12 protein-coding genes and 2 tRNA genes are annotated in these 14,511 nt (G+C 62.3%); 3 read left to right on the top strand and 11 right to left on the bottom strand.

The annotated features are described in order from the left end of the window. Nucleotides 1-40: 40 nt before the first annotated feature. From msrB to msrA, 3 genes are all read left to right on the top strand, one after another. The gene (msrB, locus tag FFS21_RS16115) at nt 41-571 is read left to right on the top strand and encodes a peptide-methionine (R)-S-oxide reductase MsrB (RefSeq protein WP_137925792.1); all 531 of its coding nucleotides are present in this window, start codon (nt 41-43) and stop codon (nt 569-571) included. Nucleotides 572-606: 35 nt separating this feature from the next. Beyond that, a complete protein-coding gene (locus tag FFS21_RS16110; protein WP_137925791.1) occupies nt 607-2,430 on the top strand; it encodes a cytochrome c biogenesis protein DipZ in 1,824 nt (607 codons plus the stop codon). 61 nt (nt 2,431-2,491) lie between these two features. After that, nucleotides 2,492-3,232 (top strand): peptide-methionine (S)-S-oxide reductase MsrA, encoded by a 741-nt coding sequence (gene msrA, locus FFS21_RS16105; protein ID WP_137925790.1) that lies wholly within the window; start codon nt 2,492-2,494, stop codon nt 3,230-3,232. Nucleotides 3,233-3,541: 309 nt separating this feature from the next. Here msrA and FFS21_RS16100 read toward each other — a convergent pair. From FFS21_RS16100 to FFS21_RS16050, 11 genes are all read right to left on the bottom strand, one after another. Further along, nucleotides 3,542-3,618, bottom strand: a tRNA-Pro gene (locus tag FFS21_RS16100). A 56-nt stretch (nt 3,619-3,674) separates the two neighbouring features. Next, nucleotides 3,675-4,103, bottom strand: coding sequence for a MerR family transcriptional regulator (locus FFS21_RS16095; protein ID WP_137925789.1), 429 nt, complete (start codon nt 4,101-4,103; stop codon nt 3,675-3,677). Between the two features lie 210 nt (nt 4,104-4,313). Further along, entirely contained in the window at nt 4,314-4,730 is a 417-nt protein-coding gene (locus FFS21_RS16090) for an integration host factor subunit alpha (protein ID WP_137925788.1), read from the bottom strand. Between the two features lie 76 nt (nt 4,731-4,806). Beyond that, a complete protein-coding gene (pheT, locus tag FFS21_RS16085) occupies nt 4,807-7,254 on the bottom strand; it encodes a phenylalanine--tRNA ligase subunit beta (RefSeq protein ID WP_137925787.1) in 2,448 nt (815 codons plus the stop codon). 73 nt (nt 7,255-7,327) lie between these two features. Further along, a complete protein-coding gene (gene pheS / locus FFS21_RS16080) occupies nt 7,328-8,353 on the bottom strand; it encodes a phenylalanine--tRNA ligase subunit alpha (RefSeq protein ID WP_171020427.1) in 1,026 nt (341 codons plus the stop codon). A 234-nt stretch (nt 8,354-8,587) separates the two neighbouring features. Continuing rightward, nucleotides 8,588-8,944, bottom strand: a complete 357-nt coding sequence (gene rplT, locus FFS21_RS16075) for a 50S ribosomal protein L20 (RefSeq protein WP_071070014.1) — start codon at nt 8,942-8,944, stop codon at nt 8,588-8,590. 27 nt (nt 8,945-8,971) lie between these two features. After that, nucleotides 8,972-9,169 (bottom strand): 50S ribosomal protein L35, encoded by a 198-nt coding sequence (gene rpmI / locus FFS21_RS16070; RefSeq protein WP_006575466.1) that lies wholly within the window; start codon nt 9,167-9,169, stop codon nt 8,972-8,974. Nucleotides 9,170-9,339: 170 nt separating this feature from the next. Then, the gene (gene infC, locus FFS21_RS16065; protein ID WP_130390413.1) at nt 9,340-9,861 is read right to left on the bottom strand and encodes a translation initiation factor IF-3; all 522 of its coding nucleotides are present in this window, start codon (nt 9,859-9,861) and stop codon (nt 9,340-9,342) included. Nucleotides 9,862-9,908: 47 nt separating this feature from the next. Beyond that, nucleotides 9,909-11,816: a threonine--tRNA ligase gene (gene thrS / locus FFS21_RS16060; protein WP_137925817.1), complete on the bottom strand. Its 1,908-nt coding sequence runs from the start codon at nt 11,814-11,816 to the stop codon at nt 9,909-9,911. Nucleotides 11,817-12,178: 362 nt separating this feature from the next. Continuing rightward, nucleotides 12,179-12,255: transfer RNA gene (locus FFS21_RS16055), tRNA-Val, on the bottom strand. A gap of 21 nt (nt 12,256-12,276) precedes the next feature. Continuing rightward, nucleotides 12,277-14,508 (bottom strand): RelA/SpoT family protein, encoded by a 2,232-nt coding sequence (locus FFS21_RS16050; RefSeq protein ID WP_137925785.1) that lies wholly within the window; start codon nt 14,506-14,508, stop codon nt 12,277-12,279. Nucleotides 14,509-14,511 lie beyond the last annotated feature (3 nt).

Genomic DNA, 14,511 nt, shown 5'->3' with positions numbered 1-14,511 from the left:
CTAGCATTCGTTTCATCCCGCATTCGATTCGGAGTCCATCATGCGCATCACCCGACGCTTCCTGCTGTCCGGCGGCACCCTGACCGCCGCAGTGGCCGCCGTGGGCGGCTGGCGGCTGCTGACCGACAACCTCGCCAGCGCCGCCTCGGCAACGCCCGGCGCACCGGCCCCACAGACGTTCGAGGTCACGATGACCGACGCCGAATGGCGCAAGAAGCTGACGCCCGCCCAGTACGACGTGCTGCGCCGGGAGGGCACCGAACGCCCCTACAGCAGCCCGCTGAACGGCGAGCACCGCAAAGGCATATTTGCCTGCGCCGGCTGTGCGCTCGACCTGTTCTCCTCGAATACCAAGTTCGAAAGCGGCACGGGCTGGCCCAGCTTCTGGGCGCCACTGACCGGCGCTGTTGGCACAACCTCCGACCGCACCTTCGGCATGGTCCGCACCGCCGTGCATTGCCACCGCTGCGGCGGGCACCTCGGCCACGTATTCGATGACGGCCCGAAGCCCACCGGCCTGCGCTACTGCATGAACGGCGTGGCGATGACATTCCGCGCCACATCGGCCTGATCCCACGTCCTGACAAACCCTGCCGAGGCTTCGCCATGTTGCTGCTGATTCTTTCCTACCTGGGCGGCGTGCTCACGATCCTGAGCCCCTGCATCTTGCCCGTGCTGCCATTCGTCTTTGCCCGCGCTGACCAGCCGTTCGTGCGAAGCGGCCTGCCACTGCTGGCCGGCATGGCGTTGACCTTCGCAGGTGTCGCGACGTTGGCCGCCGTCGGTGGCGGCTGGGTGGCGCAGGCTAACGAGTATGGCCGCTGGCTGGCCATCGCGCTGCTGGCCGTGTTCGGTATCACGCTGCTGTTTCCCAGCGTGGCCGAGCGCCTCACCCAACCGCTCGTGCGCGCCGGCAGTCGTCTGACCAACTTCGCGCAGGCCGATGGCAAGCCCGCCAGCCCCGCCTCGTCCTTCCTGCTTGGCATCGCCACGGGGCTGCTCTGGGCGCCCTGCGCCGGGCCGATCCTGGGCCTGGTGCTGACTGGTGCCGCGCTGCAAGGCGCCAGCGTGGGGACGACATTGCTGCTGCTGGCTTATGCGCTGGGAGCAGCCACCTCGTTGGCCGTGGCACTGCTGATCGGCGGCAAGGTCTTTGCGGCGATGAAGCGTTCGCTGGGTGCAGGCGAATGGGTGCGGCGCGGCATCGGCGCGGCCATGCTGGTCGGCGTAGGCGCCATTGCGCTCGGACTCGACACCGGCATCCTGACGCGCATCTCCACGGTCGCCACGGGCGGTCTTGAGCAACGCCTTGTCGACGAGTTCGCCGGCCAGAAGAATGATGCCGGCGGCGCGATGATGATGCAGGCCAACCCCACCTCGATGGCGATGTCGGCCAAGCCCGAAGCCGGGAATTCGATGATGATGCGCGCCGCAGGCTCGGACCCTGCCGCGAACCTGCCGGTCGAGGGCAAGTTCCCCGGCCTCGACGGCGCCGTGGCCTGGATCAACTCGCCCCCGCTGACCGCCGCGGAACTGCGCGGCAAGGTCGTGCTCGTCGATTTCTGGACGTACTCGTGCATCAACTGCCTGCGCACCCTGCCCTACGTCAAGGCATGGGCCGACAAGTACCGCGACCAGGGACTCGTCGTGATCGGCGTGCATGCTCCCGAGTTCGCGTTCGAGCGCAACCTCGACAATGTGCGCAAGGCCGTCAAGGACCTCGGCATTACCTACCCCGTTGCCGTCGACAACAACTACGCGATCTGGCGCGCGTTCAACAACAACTACTGGCCCGCGCACTACTTCATCGACGCACAGGGACGCATCCGCTTCCACCATTTTGGCGAGGGTGAATACGCCAAGTCCGAACAGGTCATCCGCGCATTGCTGGCCGAGGCCGGACACACCGGCGTGGACAAGGTGGCGATGACTGGCCCTGAAGTCTCGAAGGGTGTGGAAATGGCCGCCGATAGCGAAGCGCTGCGCTCGCCCGAAACCTACGTCGGCTATGGCCGCGCCGACAACTTCGCCTCGCCCGGCGGCCTGAAGCCAGACGCCACCCAGGATTACAGCGCGCCGGCAAAGCCCGCGCTGAACCAGTGGGGGCTGGCCGGCGACTGGAAGGTCGGCGAGGAACACGCCACGCTGACGCAGCCCGATGGTCGCATCGTCTACCGCTTCCACGCCCGCGACCTGCACCTCGTACTCGGCCCCGGTGCCGACGGCAAACCCGTGCGCTTCCGCGTGACGATCGACGGGCAAGCCCCTGGAGATTCGCATGGCACCGACGTGGCTGCCGATGGCAGCGGCACCGTCACCGGACAGCGTCTCTATCAACTCGTTCGCCAGACCGGAGACATCCGCGACCGCACCTTCGATATCGAATTTCTCGACCCGGGCGTGCAGGCTTACGCCTTCACCTTCGGCTGAAGCCCGGCTGTATTTGGCTATTGCTTTGAATATCTGAAACTTGCCTGACAGGACATCGATCATGACTACCGACACCATGACCACGCTGCAACGCTGGATGCGCCCCACCACGCTCAAGATGATGGGCCTCGCGATGCTCGCCGCAGTCGCCACCACATGGCGCATCCCTGCAATATCCGCCGAGCAGGCCGTGAAGATTCCCGCACCCCTCGTCGATGAGAAACCCGGCACCAGCCACGCCGAAACAGCCGTGTTCGCAGGCGGATGCTTCTGGGGTGTGCAGGGCGTGTTCCAGCATGTACGTGGCGTGACACTTGTCACATCCGGTTACGCTGGCGGCGCGGCCAGTACGGCGCAATACGAGAAAGTCGGCACCGGCAACACCGGCCACGCCGAGGCCGTGGAAGTCCGTTACGACCCCACACAAGTCACCTACGGCAAGCTGCTGCAGATTTTCTTCTCGGTCGCCCATAATCCGACCCAACTGAATTACCAGGGCCCCGACCACGGCACGCAATATCGCTCGGCCATTTTCCCGCGCACGCCGGACCAACGATCGATTGCGGATGCCTATATCGCCCAACTCGGCAGCGCCAAGGCATGGTCGTCACCGATCGTGACACGCGTGGAATCCGACAAGAAGTTCTATGCCGCGGAGAACTACCATCAGGATTTCCTGGTCAAGAACCCGAATTATCCGTACATCGTCTTTAATGACCTGCCCAAGGTCAACAACCTGAAGACGATGTTCCCCGAGGTATATCGGAAGGACCCGGTACTGGTGAACGCCAAAGGCAGCTAATCGCCTGGAATCAACTGGAGAATCTGACCGCCATCGTCATGATCCATCCCACCAGCACGCAAGCTCCTACCCAGCCAACACCGATTACAAAAACGTCACGCCAACTCATCAGCTAACACCCGGCCGCACGACGATACCTTTCGCGTGCGGCGCCTGTCCGGTTCAATGAATGGGGTTAAGGCTAGACGATCTCCCGCACGGAACAATGTCGGAGATGTAAGGAAAGGTTGCGGTTTGATGCAGGTATTACGTAGCAATTCACGCAAATGAAAAAACCCGCCTGGCTCACACCAAGCGGGTTTTTAATTCTGGTCGGGGCGAGAGGATTTGAACCTCCGACCACCTGCACCCCATGCAGGTACGCTACCAGGCTGCGCTACGCCCCGAAGAAGAACGAGAGTATATCAGAGCCATCGTGAATGGCTAGTGGTTTGCGCGCAATTTATTCGATGCGTGCAATCTGCTTGAGTTGCGCGAGGAGATGCTGCACATCGACAAGTTCGTTGCGCAGTGTATTGAGGTCGACCGATAGCAGTGGCGCCGGTGTCGCGTCTGTCGTTTGCACTTCGTCAATCTCTGCATGCATCGCTGCATGGTGACGCCCTTCGTCGAGGCGGTTGCGAGCACCGTTGATCGTGAAGCCTTGTTCGTAGAGCAGCTCGCGGATGCGGCGGATCAGCAAGACTTCGTGGTGCTGGTAGTAGCGACGATTCCCGCGTCGCTTGACGGGTTTGAGTTGGGTGAACTCCTGCTCCCAATACCGCAGCACATGCGGCTTGACGGCGCACAGCTCGCTCACCTCACCGATGGTGAAGTAGCGCTTTGCGGGAATCGGCGGCAACGCGATGCGCTCGCTGGCTTTGTCCGTCATGCGATGGAGGTGCTGGTATCAGGCCGTCGGCCCATGCTGTTGGCGCAACGTACGCGCGGCATTGCAGGATACAGACTGCCACCCCCTCGGGCAATCCACCCGTATGGGGCAGGTGTGGCAAGTGTGTGGCAACCGCGACGGACTGTGCCGATGTCTCGCATGCATCGCCGGAATTTGCTCCGACCATGCATGCGCAGGCAACGGATCCGCTTAGCCGGGGACAGCCGCGTCCGCGCGCTCCTCGACCAGGCTCTTGAGCTTCTGGCTGGCGTGGAACGTCACCACCCGTCTTGCGGTGATGGGGATGATTTCGCCTGTCTTGGGGTTACGGCCGGGGCGTTGTGCCTTGTCGCGCAACTGGAAGTTACCGAAGCCGGACAGCTTGACGCTGTCGCCCTGCTCCAGCGCTTCGCGAATGACGTCGAAAAACGCTTCGACCATGTCTTTCGATTCGCGCTTGTTCAGGCCGACCTGATCGAACAGCATCTCTGCGAGTTCGGCCTTCGTCAGCGTGGGCACCTCGGTCGCGCGGGCTTCCGGCGATGCGTCGTCGAGGGAGGCAGCGTGCCGGTCGCTCGCCTCGCCAAGGTCTGCAGCATTCATGGAAATCGCGTCTCGATCGTTCATCCTTGATCGCTCTCTTAGTACTGTCTGGCGATCCGCCCGGAAGCTGTGTCCGGGCGCTCCTGATGCGGGCTACCGCTCAACCGCGCAGACGGGCATCAAAGCCTGCCGTCAGCGCATCGACCATGCAGCGCACCGCGTTGTCGACGGTCTCGTCCTGGAGGGTCGCCCCAGTATCTTGCAACGTCACGCGGAACGCAAGGCTTTTCTCGTCGGCCCCAATCGACGCCGAAGCGGCCTTGGGACGGAACTCGTCGAACAGCACCAGCGCTTGCACGAAGTGACCAAGACCGGCCTTGTCCAGCGCCGTACGCATCGCGTCCGCCATGTCCTGAACGCGGACGGACTGCTTGACCACGACGGCCAGATCCCGCACGGCAGCAGGGAATTTCGACACTTCGGTATAGACGGGCATGCCCACGTCACGCAGCGCGTCCAGTTCCAGTTCGAACACCACTGGCGCGTTCGTCAGTTCATACTCCTGCAGCCATCGCGGATGCAACTCACCCACCACGCCCACCGGCTTGCCATCCACGATGACGCGCGCAGCACGGCCCGGATGCAGCGCCGGATGCGCGACCGCCTCGAAGCGCGGCGTGCGCGGATGGAACAGCGCCTCGACATCGCCCTTGATGTCGAAGAAATCGACCTGGCGCGTGGCCACGCCCCACTGCTCTTCGAACGCCGGACCATAGGCAATGCCCGCCGCCATCATCGGTTGATGGTAGCCAGCCACGGTGAGGCCGCCGTCGGCCACGTTTGCATCGCGGTGGAACACGCGACCCACCTCGAACAGACGCACGCGCGAAGCCTTGCGGTTGAGGTTGTAGCGCACCTTGTCGACCAGTCCGCCGATCAGCGTCGAACGCATCACGGCCAGTTGGCTGGCAATCGGATTCAGCAGGCGGATCGGGTTGTCGTTGGCAGCGAAATCAAGCTCCCACTTCTCTTCGACAAACGCGAAATTGATGACTTCGTTCAGGTCACGCGCGGCCAGCGCATGGCGCACCACGTGCTGCGAACGACGGGCTTCGTTGGTCGGACGCATCTCGCTCTCGGCGATCGGCGGACGTGCCTGGATACGCTCGAAGCCATAGATACGCGCCACTTCCTCGATCAGGTCTTCCTCGATCTCGATGTCGAAGCGATAGCTCGGCGGCGTGACCTCGAACACTTCGCCCTCGGCACCCTGCACGCGCGTGAACGGGAGTTTGAGACGCAGGAACACGTCGGCAATTTCCGCCGACGACAGCTCGATGCCCAACACGCGCTCGGCACGCGCCACACGCAATTGCACCGGCTTGCGCTGCGGCAGGTTGACGATCTGGTCATCCACCGGGCCAGCCTGGCCACCGCAGATATCGAGAATCAGCGATGTGATCCGCTCGATATGTTCGACGGTCGTGGCGTAATCCACACCACGCTCGAAGCGATGCGCGGCATCCGTCGAGAAGTTGTAGCGACGCGCGCGACCCTGGATGGCGTTCGGCCACCAGAACGCGGCTTCCAGATAGATGTTCGTGGTGTCGAGCGTGACAGCGGTGCTGTCGCCACCCATGATGCCGGCCAGGCTCTCGATCTCCTTGTCGTCGGCGATCACACCCACCTGTTCGTCCACTTCGACGGTATTGCCATTCAGCAGCTTGATCTGCTCGCCCTTGCGACCCCAACGCACGTCGAGGCCGCCGTGAATCTTGTCCAGATCGAACACGTGCGACGGACGGCCCAGCTCAAGCATCACGTAGTTCGAGATGTCGACCAGTGCCGAGATGCTGCGCTGGCCCGAGCGCTCCAGGCGCTGAACCATCCACGCCGGCGTGGCCGCATGTGCGTTCACACCACGGATCACGCGACCGGAGAAGCGGCCGCAGAGGTCCGGCGCCGAAATCTTGACCGGCAGCTTGTCCTGCAGGGTCACTGCAACCGGCGTCATCGACGGCAGCGTCAGTTCCGCGCCGGTCAGCGCCGACACTTCACGCGCCACGCCATGGATCGACAGGCAGTCGGCCTTGTTCGGCGTCAGCTTGATCGTGAAAACCTGATCGTCCAGATCGAGGTACTGGCGGATGTCCTGGCCGACCGGCGCATCCTCGGGCAGCACCAGAAGGCCACCAGCATCTTCCGACAGCTTCAGTTCGCGCGCCGAGCACAGCATGCCGTAGCTTTCCACGCCACGCAGCTTGCCCACCTTGATTTCGAAAGGCTTGCCGCCGGTCTCGGCCGGCGGCAGCACCGCGCCCACCAGCGCGCACGGCACCTTGATGCCGGGCTTGACGTTGGGCGCGCCGCACACGATCTGCAGCGGTTCACCCGTGCCGACGTCGACACGGCAAACGTTGAGACGATCGGCATCTGGATGGCGCTCGGTGGCCAGTACATTGGCCACAACGATCTTGTTGAACGGTGGCGCAACTGGGCCCACCTCTTCCACTTCGAGCCCGGCCATGGTCAGGGCGTGCGAAAGCGCGTCGGTGGAAATCTTTTCAGGATTGGCGAAAGTACGAAGCCAGGATTCCGAGAATTGCATGGCGCTTCTGATCCGGTAGGTATTCTGTGATGTCTTTGACGATGCGGTCGGTCTTGGGGCCTGCCTTGCAGGCTCAGGCGAACTGGCGCAGGAAGCGCACGTCGCCTTCGAAGAACAGACGCAGATCGTTGATGCCGTAGCGCAGCATCGTCAGGCGCTCCAGGCCCGAGCCGAACGCGAAGCCGATATAACGCTCCGGGTCCAGACCCATATTGCGCAGCACGTTCGGATGCACCTGACCCGAGCCCGAAATCTCGAGCCACTTGCCATTGCCGAATGCCATGTCGATTTCCGCCGACGGCTCGGTGAACGGGAAGTACGAGGGGCGGAAACGCACCTGGATATCGTCGCGCTCGAAGAACTTGCGCAGGAAATCGGTATAGACGCCCTTGAGGTCGGCGAAGCTCACGTCCTCGCTGATCCACAGCCCTTCCACCTGGTTGAACATCGGCGAGTGGGTGGCGTCGCTATCCACGCGGTACGTGCGGCCGGGGCAGATCACCTTGATCGGCGGCATCGGCTTGCCCGCGTACTTTTGCACATGCATGCGTGCGTAGCGGACCTGCATGGGGCTGGTGTGGGTGCGCAGGAGCAGCAGCTTGTCGTCGCTGTCGCGGCCGTCCACGTAGAACGTATCCTGCATCGAACGTGCCGGATGGTTGTCCGGGTTGTTCAGCGCCGTGAAGTTCATCCAGTCGGTTTCGATCTCCGGGCCGTCGGCCACATCGAATCCGATCGAGCCGAAGATCTGTTCCACACGCTCCCAGGTACGCATCACGGGGTGGACGCTTCCGCGTGCCACGGCACGGCCAGGCAGCGTCACGTCGATGGCCTCGGCGGCCAGACGTGCGTTCATCAGCGCGTCGGCCAGCGCCTGGCGGCGCGCCTGCAGCGCGGCTTCCACCTGCTGCTTGACCTGATTGATGCGGGCGCCCTCGGTCTTGCGTGCCTCGGGGTCCAGCTTGCCCAGGCCCTTGAGCAGTTCGGTCAACGCGCCCGTCTTGCCCAGGAAGCGGGCTTTTTCGTTTTCCAGCGTGGCGTTGTCGTTGGCGCCGGCGAAGGCGGCCTGTGCGTCAGCGACGATTTGTTCCAGATCCAGGGACATGACGGCAATACGTGGACAGTACGTGGAAGAGTTGCCAATCCCGTGCGGCAGATCACGCGCGGGCTGGCTTCGGCATTGCGAATGGCGTTTCGAAGATCGACACGGCATTCGCAATGGATCGCAATGGCATCTGCAATGAAAACGGGGCTCGGTAAGGAGCCCCGTTTCAGCGAACCTTGCGGTCGGTGCTTGCCCGGAAACGCCTTTCAGCGCTTCCAGCAGCCGGCATCAGGCAACGGTGGCTTTCACCTGGTTGACGATGGCAGCAAAGGCAGGCTTGTCATGGATAGCCATGTCCGACAGCACCTTGCGGTCCAGTTCGATCGAAGCGCGCTTCAGACCGTTCATGAACACGCTGTAGGTCATGCCATGCTCACGCGTCGCGGCATTGATACGTGCAATCCAGAGCGCGCGGAACACGCGCTTCTTGTTGCGACGATCGCGGTATGCGTACTGGCCAGCACGCATGACCGCCTGCTTGGCGATACGGTAGACATTATTGCGACGGCCGCGGTAACCCTTGGCAGCGTCGATGACTTTCTTGTGACGGGCCCGTGCAGTGACCCCACGTTTTACTCGAGGCATATGAAGCTCCTTTCGTTATCGTTGAGGTTATGCGTAGGGCATCATGGCGCGAACCGACTTCAGGTTCGTCTCATGGACGTCCTGGGTGCCGCGCAGCTGACGCTTGTTCTTGGTGGTCTTCTTGGTCAAGATGTGACGCTTGAAGGCCTGGCCACGCTTGAACGAACCGTTCGGGCGTGCCGTAAAGCGCTTGGAGGCGCTTTTTTTGGTCTTCATCTTAGGCATGAATAACTCCAGCTCTATGACATGCATGCAGGTGGACGGCTGACGCCATCGCTTGCAAGACCCGCATCCACTTGTTTTTGTACGCAGCCTCCCGAAGGTGGCTCCGCACGGCTTCCGCACAAGGCAACGCCGGGATGCATGGCATCCCGGCCGTCGACCCCGCACAGGAATTACTTCTTCTTCTTGGGCGCGATGACCATCACCATCTGGCGACCTTCCATCTTCGGCATCTGCTCGACCTGACCCAGTTCGTCCAGGTCCGTCTTCAGACGCTCCAGCACGCGCGCGCCGATTTCCTGGTGGGCCATCTCACGGCCGCGGAACCGCAGCGTGATCTTGGTCTTATCCCCTTCTTCCAGGAAGCGCTTCAGGTTGCGCAGCTTGACGTTGTAGTCGCCATCATCCGTGCCAGGACGGAACTTCACTTCCTTGACCTGGATGATCTTCTGCTTGAGCTTGGCCTCATGGGCGCGCTTGGCTTCCTCGTACTTGAACTTGCCGTAGTCCATGATCCGGGCTACGGGCGGAGCCGCGTTAGGCGCGATCTCCACGAGATCCAAGTCCTTGTCCTCGGCCATGCGCAGTGCGTCCATGAACTTGACGATGCCGAGCTGCTCGTTATCAACCCCTACCAGGCGCAGCTCAGGCGCGCTGATCTCACGGTTGATACGGTGACCTTTGTCTGTAGCGATGTTCCGTTACCTCAAGAAGACAAAAAAACAAGCCGTGCTTCACACCCTCAGGCCTTGTCGGAAACGTCTTTCTCGAGACGTTCGACAAACGCGGAAACAGGCATGACACCCAGATCCACATTGCCACGGGCACGCACGGCCACTTGATTGGCGTCCCGCTCCTTGTCCCCCACAACCAACAGGTAAGGGATCTTCTGAAGCGAGTGCTCGCGGATTTTATACGTAATTTTCTCGTTACGCAAATCCGCCTTGGCCCTAAACCCTTGTTTTTGCAAGAGTTGCACAACGCTCTCGGCATATTCCGACTGCGATTCGGCGATGTTCATCACCACGACCTGCTCTGGAGCCAGCCAGGCAGGCAATGCACCCGCGTGATTTTCCAGCAGGATGCCCAGGAAGCGCTCGAAGGAACCCAGGATTGCGCGATGCAGCATGACCGGACGTTTCCGCGAATTGTCCTCGGAGACGTACTCGGCATCCAGGCGTTCCGGCAGCACCAGATCCAGTTGCAGCGTACCGCACTGCCAGGAGCGGCCGATCGCATCCTTGATGTGATATTCGACTTTCGGGCCGTAGAAGGCACCCTCGCCCGGCAGCTCTTCCCATTCCACGCCGCAGGCGCGCAGGGCCGTGCGCAAACCGTCTTCGGCGTGATCCCAGATCTCGTCCGAGCCGGCACGCTTTTCCGGACGCAGCGACAGCTTGACCTTCACATCCTTGAAGCCGAAATCGTCATACACCGAGAAAGCGAGTTCGTTGAACGCCTTCGCCTCGGCAACGATCTGCTCTTCCGTGCAGAAAATGTGCGCATCGTCCTGGACGAAGCCGCGCACGCGCATCAGCCCATGCAGCGCGCCCGACGGCTCGTTGCGATGGCAGGCGCCAAATTCTGCGAGGCGCAGCGGCAGGTCGCGGTACGAACGCAGACCATGATTGAAGATCTGGACATGGCCCGGGCAGTTCATCGGCTTGATCGCGTAATCGCGCTTCTCCGACTCCGTGACGAACATGTTCTCCTTGTAGTTCTCCCAGTGGCCCGACTTTTCCCAGAGCGTACGATCCATCACCTGCGGCGTACGCACTTCCTGGTAACCGGCGTCCGTCAGGCGGCCGCGCATGTATTGCTCCACGGCTTGCCAGACGCTCCAGCCCTTCGGATGCCAGAACACCATGCCCGGCGCTTCTTCCTGCAGGTGGAACAGGTCAAGCGTCTTGCCGAGACGGCGATGGTCGCGCTTCTCGGCTTCTTCCAGCATCGTGAGGTACGCTTCCTGGTCTTCCTTCTTCGCCCAGGCCGTGCCGTAGATGCGCTGGAGCATCTCGTTGTTCGAGTCGCCGCGCCAGTAGGCGCCCGCCACCTTCATCAGCTTGAAAACCTTGAGCTTGCCCGTTGACGGCACGTGCGGACCACGGCACAAATCGACGAAATTACCTTCGCGATAGAGACCGATTTCCTGACCTGCGGGAATCGAGCCGATGATCTCGGCCTTGTATTTCTCGCCCATCGACTCGAACAGCGCCACAGCCTCGTCGCGACTCAACACCTCGCGCGTGACCTTTTCGTCCTTGCGGGCGAGTTCCGTCATCTTCTTCTCGATGGCGGCGAGGTCTTCCGGCGTGAAGGGGCGCTTGTAGGCGAAGTCGTAGTAGAAGCCGTTCTCGATAACCGGGCCAATCGTGACCTGGGCATCCGGGTATAGCTCCTTGACGGCGTAGGCCAGCAAGTGAGCCGTGGAGTGGCGGATCACGTCGACGCCATCGGCATCCTTGTCCGTGATGATGGCCAGCGAGGCGTCACCATCGATCTGGAAGCTCGTGTCGACCAGGCGGCCATCGACCTTGCCAGCCAGCGCGGCCTTGGCCAGGCCCGAGCCAATGCTCTGCGCCACTTCTGCCACCGTGACGGGGCCGGGGTACTCGCGACGGGAACCGTCCGGCAGCGTGATTGCGATCATCATTGCACCTTTTGTGGATTCCTCCGCGCTGGCATCTGGTGCCTTGGCGAGCGGAGCATAGCAACTTTTGTAGCGCCAGCCCGTCAGATGCGATCAGACGCACATCGGACGAAACCGGCAATGGCATTCTTCTGGCTACCGCACTCCCGCGAAAACACGGGCGGATACGGGCGACGCGGCAGCATAGCAGCACGCTGGCAGGCGACAGACGAAAAAAAACGCGGCCAAGGCCGCGTTTTTCTGTGAATCCCCCGCATCCGCTGCGGGTCGAAGGCGCACCTCGACTACTGTCGCTAACCAGCGGTAGTAGTTCGAGTTGTCATGTTCATGATGCGCTTCCGGCGTTGTACTGCATTGTGCGTTGGTAGGCTCGATTGGACTCGAACCAACGACCCCCACCATGTCAAGGTGGTGCTCTAACCAGCTGAGCTACGAGCCTAGCGAAGCGCAGAGTATAACCTTATTTTCGCCGCGCGTGCAACACCCCCTGCACTTCCTCGATCAACGATACCGCGCGCTGCAACTGTGTGGCTTCCGCGACCTCGGCCGTGAACTGCATGCGCGCCACGCCCTTGCTCGACAAGGTCTTCACGCCCGTCACGTTGATCTTCTCGCGCGAGAGTACTTCGGAAATATCGCGCAACAAGCCCTGGCGGTCGATCGCCTCGACGTGAATATCCACCGGATACACCGAGTCGCTGCGCTTGCCCCATTCGGTCTGGATCACCCGCTCTGGTGCGCGCGACGACAGTTGCTGGAACGTATTGCAGTTGCGGCGATGGATAGACACGCCACGTCCGCGCGTGACAAAGCCGACGATATCGTCGGGCGGCGCCGGCTTGCAGCAGCGCGACATCTGGGTCATCAGTGAATCGACGCCTACCACGAGCACACCGCTCTTGGCGCCGCGCGCCACACTGGTCGCGCGACTCTTCTTGGTGACGGCCTCTTCTTCGTTGATTTGCGGCTGGGCCTCACCTTCCGGATGTCGCAGCGCCTGCTCTACATGACGCAGGCTGAACTCTTCCTTGGCCACCGCGGCGTAAAGCTCGTCCGTGGACTTGAAGTTGAGCCGCGTCGCCAGATCATCGAGATTGACTGCGGTCTTGCCCTCGCGCTGCAGCGTCTTTTCGATCAGCGCACGGCCCTGCGCGATGGTTTCCTGCGAATCCAATGCATTGAACCATGCGCGCACCTTGGAACGGGCTCGGTTGCTGGCCAGGTAACCGAGATCCGCGTTGAGCCAGTCGCGCGACGGGCCGCCCTGCTTGACCGCGACGATCTCCACGGTCTGCCCGTTCTTGAGCGGCGTATTGAGCGGCACCATGGCACCGTCCACGCGCGCGCCGCGGCAACGGTGGCCCAGATCGCTATGCAGGTAGTACGCAAAGTCCACCGGCGTGGCGCCCTGCGGCAGCGCCACCACGCGCGCCTGGGGCGTCAGCACGTAGATATGGTCGTCGATGGCCGCATGCTTCAATTGCTCCCACGGAGAATCTTCGTGGGCTACGGTATGGTCGGCCTCGTCCTTCCATGCCAGCAGTTGTCGCAGCCATGCGATCTTCTCGTCGTAGCTGTTATCGGCCGCGAACTGCCCGGTATAGCCCTTGCCGCCAGCCTCCTTGTAGCGCCAGTGCGCGGCCACGCCGTATTCGGCGAAGTGGTGCATCTCCTGCGTGCGGATCTGCACCTCGAACGCGCGGCCATCGTCACCGATCACCACGGTGTGCAGCGACATATAGCCGTTGGCCTTGGGCCGCGAGATGTAGTCGTCGAACTCGCGTGGAATCGGCTGCCAGATGTGATGCACGATGCCGAGCACCGTGTAGCAATCCTTGATGTCATTGACGATCACGCGGAACGCGCGCACGTCGTAGAGATCGGCAAAGTCGAGCTCCTTGCCGCGCATCTTCTTCCAGATGCTGTAGATATGCTTAGGACGCCCTGTGACTTCCGCGCGGATGCCTGCCGTATCCAGTTCCGAACGCAGTCGCTCGATTGCGCCCGTGATGAAGCTCTCGCGCTCGATGCGCTTTTCGTCGAGCAATTTGGCGATGCGCTTGTAGGTCTCCGGCTGCTCGAAGCGGAAGGCCAGATCTTCGAGTTCCCACTTCACCTGCCAGATCCCGAGCCGATTGGCGAGCGGCGCATAAATATCGAGCGTTTCGCGCGCCACGCCGGGCAGCGGGAGCGACTTGGTCTGCGCCAGCCAGCGCAGCGTCTGCAGACGCGATGCCAGGCGTACCAGCACCACGCGAATATCCTGCGCGAAGGCCAGCAGCATCTTGCGCAGCGCCTCGACCTGCTCGTGCCGTGCAGCCGCCTGCGACTTCGACGATTCCGATACATCTGCCTGCGTCACGGCAATGGCGCCGATACGCAACAACTGGCGCACGCCACGTTCGAGCCGGCACACTTCCTCGCCGAATCGTTCGGCAATACCGGCCTCGGTGCCAGGCACGAAGGCCGCTACCGCGAACAGGCAGGCAGCTGCGCGTGCGGCGTCGTCCACGCGCAGGCCATCGAGGATGCGCAGCATGCCTTCGGCGTGCGACAACACGCTCTCGCCCGTAGGCAACAGTGCCGGGTTGTCTCCACCGGCCACTTCGCGCACGTAGGCGAGTGCGCGCTCGACGAGTCCGGCGTCCGGAACGCCAGCCGTCTGTCCCGTCAACTCCGTGGACGTCACCATGTC

Source organism: Cupriavidus sp. 2SB, assembly GCF_005503625.1.
In the GTDB taxonomy this organism is placed as follows: domain Bacteria; phylum Pseudomonadota; class Gammaproteobacteria; order Burkholderiales; family Burkholderiaceae; genus Cupriavidus.
This window is presented reverse-complemented; position numbering and strand designations above follow the sequence as displayed.

What these genes read in the sequence shown, in the direction of transcription:
- msrB (WP_137925792.1), top strand. Translation starts at nt 41, where the DNA reads ATGCGCATCACCCGACGCTTCCTGCTGTCCGGCGGCACCCTGACCGCC.
- FFS21_RS16110 (WP_137925791.1), top strand. Translation starts at nt 607, where the DNA reads ATGTTGCTGCTGATTCTTTCCTACCTGGGCGGCGTGCTCACGATCCTG.
- msrA (WP_137925790.1), top strand. Translation starts at nt 2,492, where the DNA reads ATGACTACCGACACCATGACCACGCTGCAACGCTGGATGCGCCCCACC.
- FFS21_RS16095 (WP_137925789.1), bottom strand. Translation starts at nt 4,103, where the DNA reads ATGACGGACAAAGCCAGCGAGCGCATCGCGTTGCCGCCGATTCCCGCA.
- FFS21_RS16090 (WP_137925788.1), bottom strand. Translation starts at nt 4,730, where the DNA reads ATGAACGATCGAGACGCGATTTCCATGAATGCTGCAGACCTTGGCGAG.
- pheT (WP_137925787.1), bottom strand. Translation starts at nt 7,254, where the DNA reads ATGCAATTCTCGGAATCCTGGCTTCGTACTTTCGCCAATCCTGAAAAG.
- rplT (WP_071070014.1), bottom strand. Translation starts at nt 8,944, where the DNA reads ATGCCTCGAGTAAAACGTGGGGTCACTGCACGGGCCCGTCACAAGAAA.
- rpmI (WP_006575466.1), bottom strand. Translation starts at nt 9,169, where the DNA reads ATGCCTAAGATGAAGACCAAAAAAAGCGCCTCCAAGCGCTTTACGGCA.
- thrS (WP_137925817.1), bottom strand. Translation starts at nt 11,816, where the DNA reads ATGATCGCAATCACGCTGCCGGACGGTTCCCGTCGCGAGTACCCCGGC.
- FFS21_RS16050 (WP_137925785.1), bottom strand. Translation starts at nt 14,508, where the DNA reads ATGGTGACGTCCACGGAGTTGACGGGACAGACGGCTGGCGTTCCGGAC.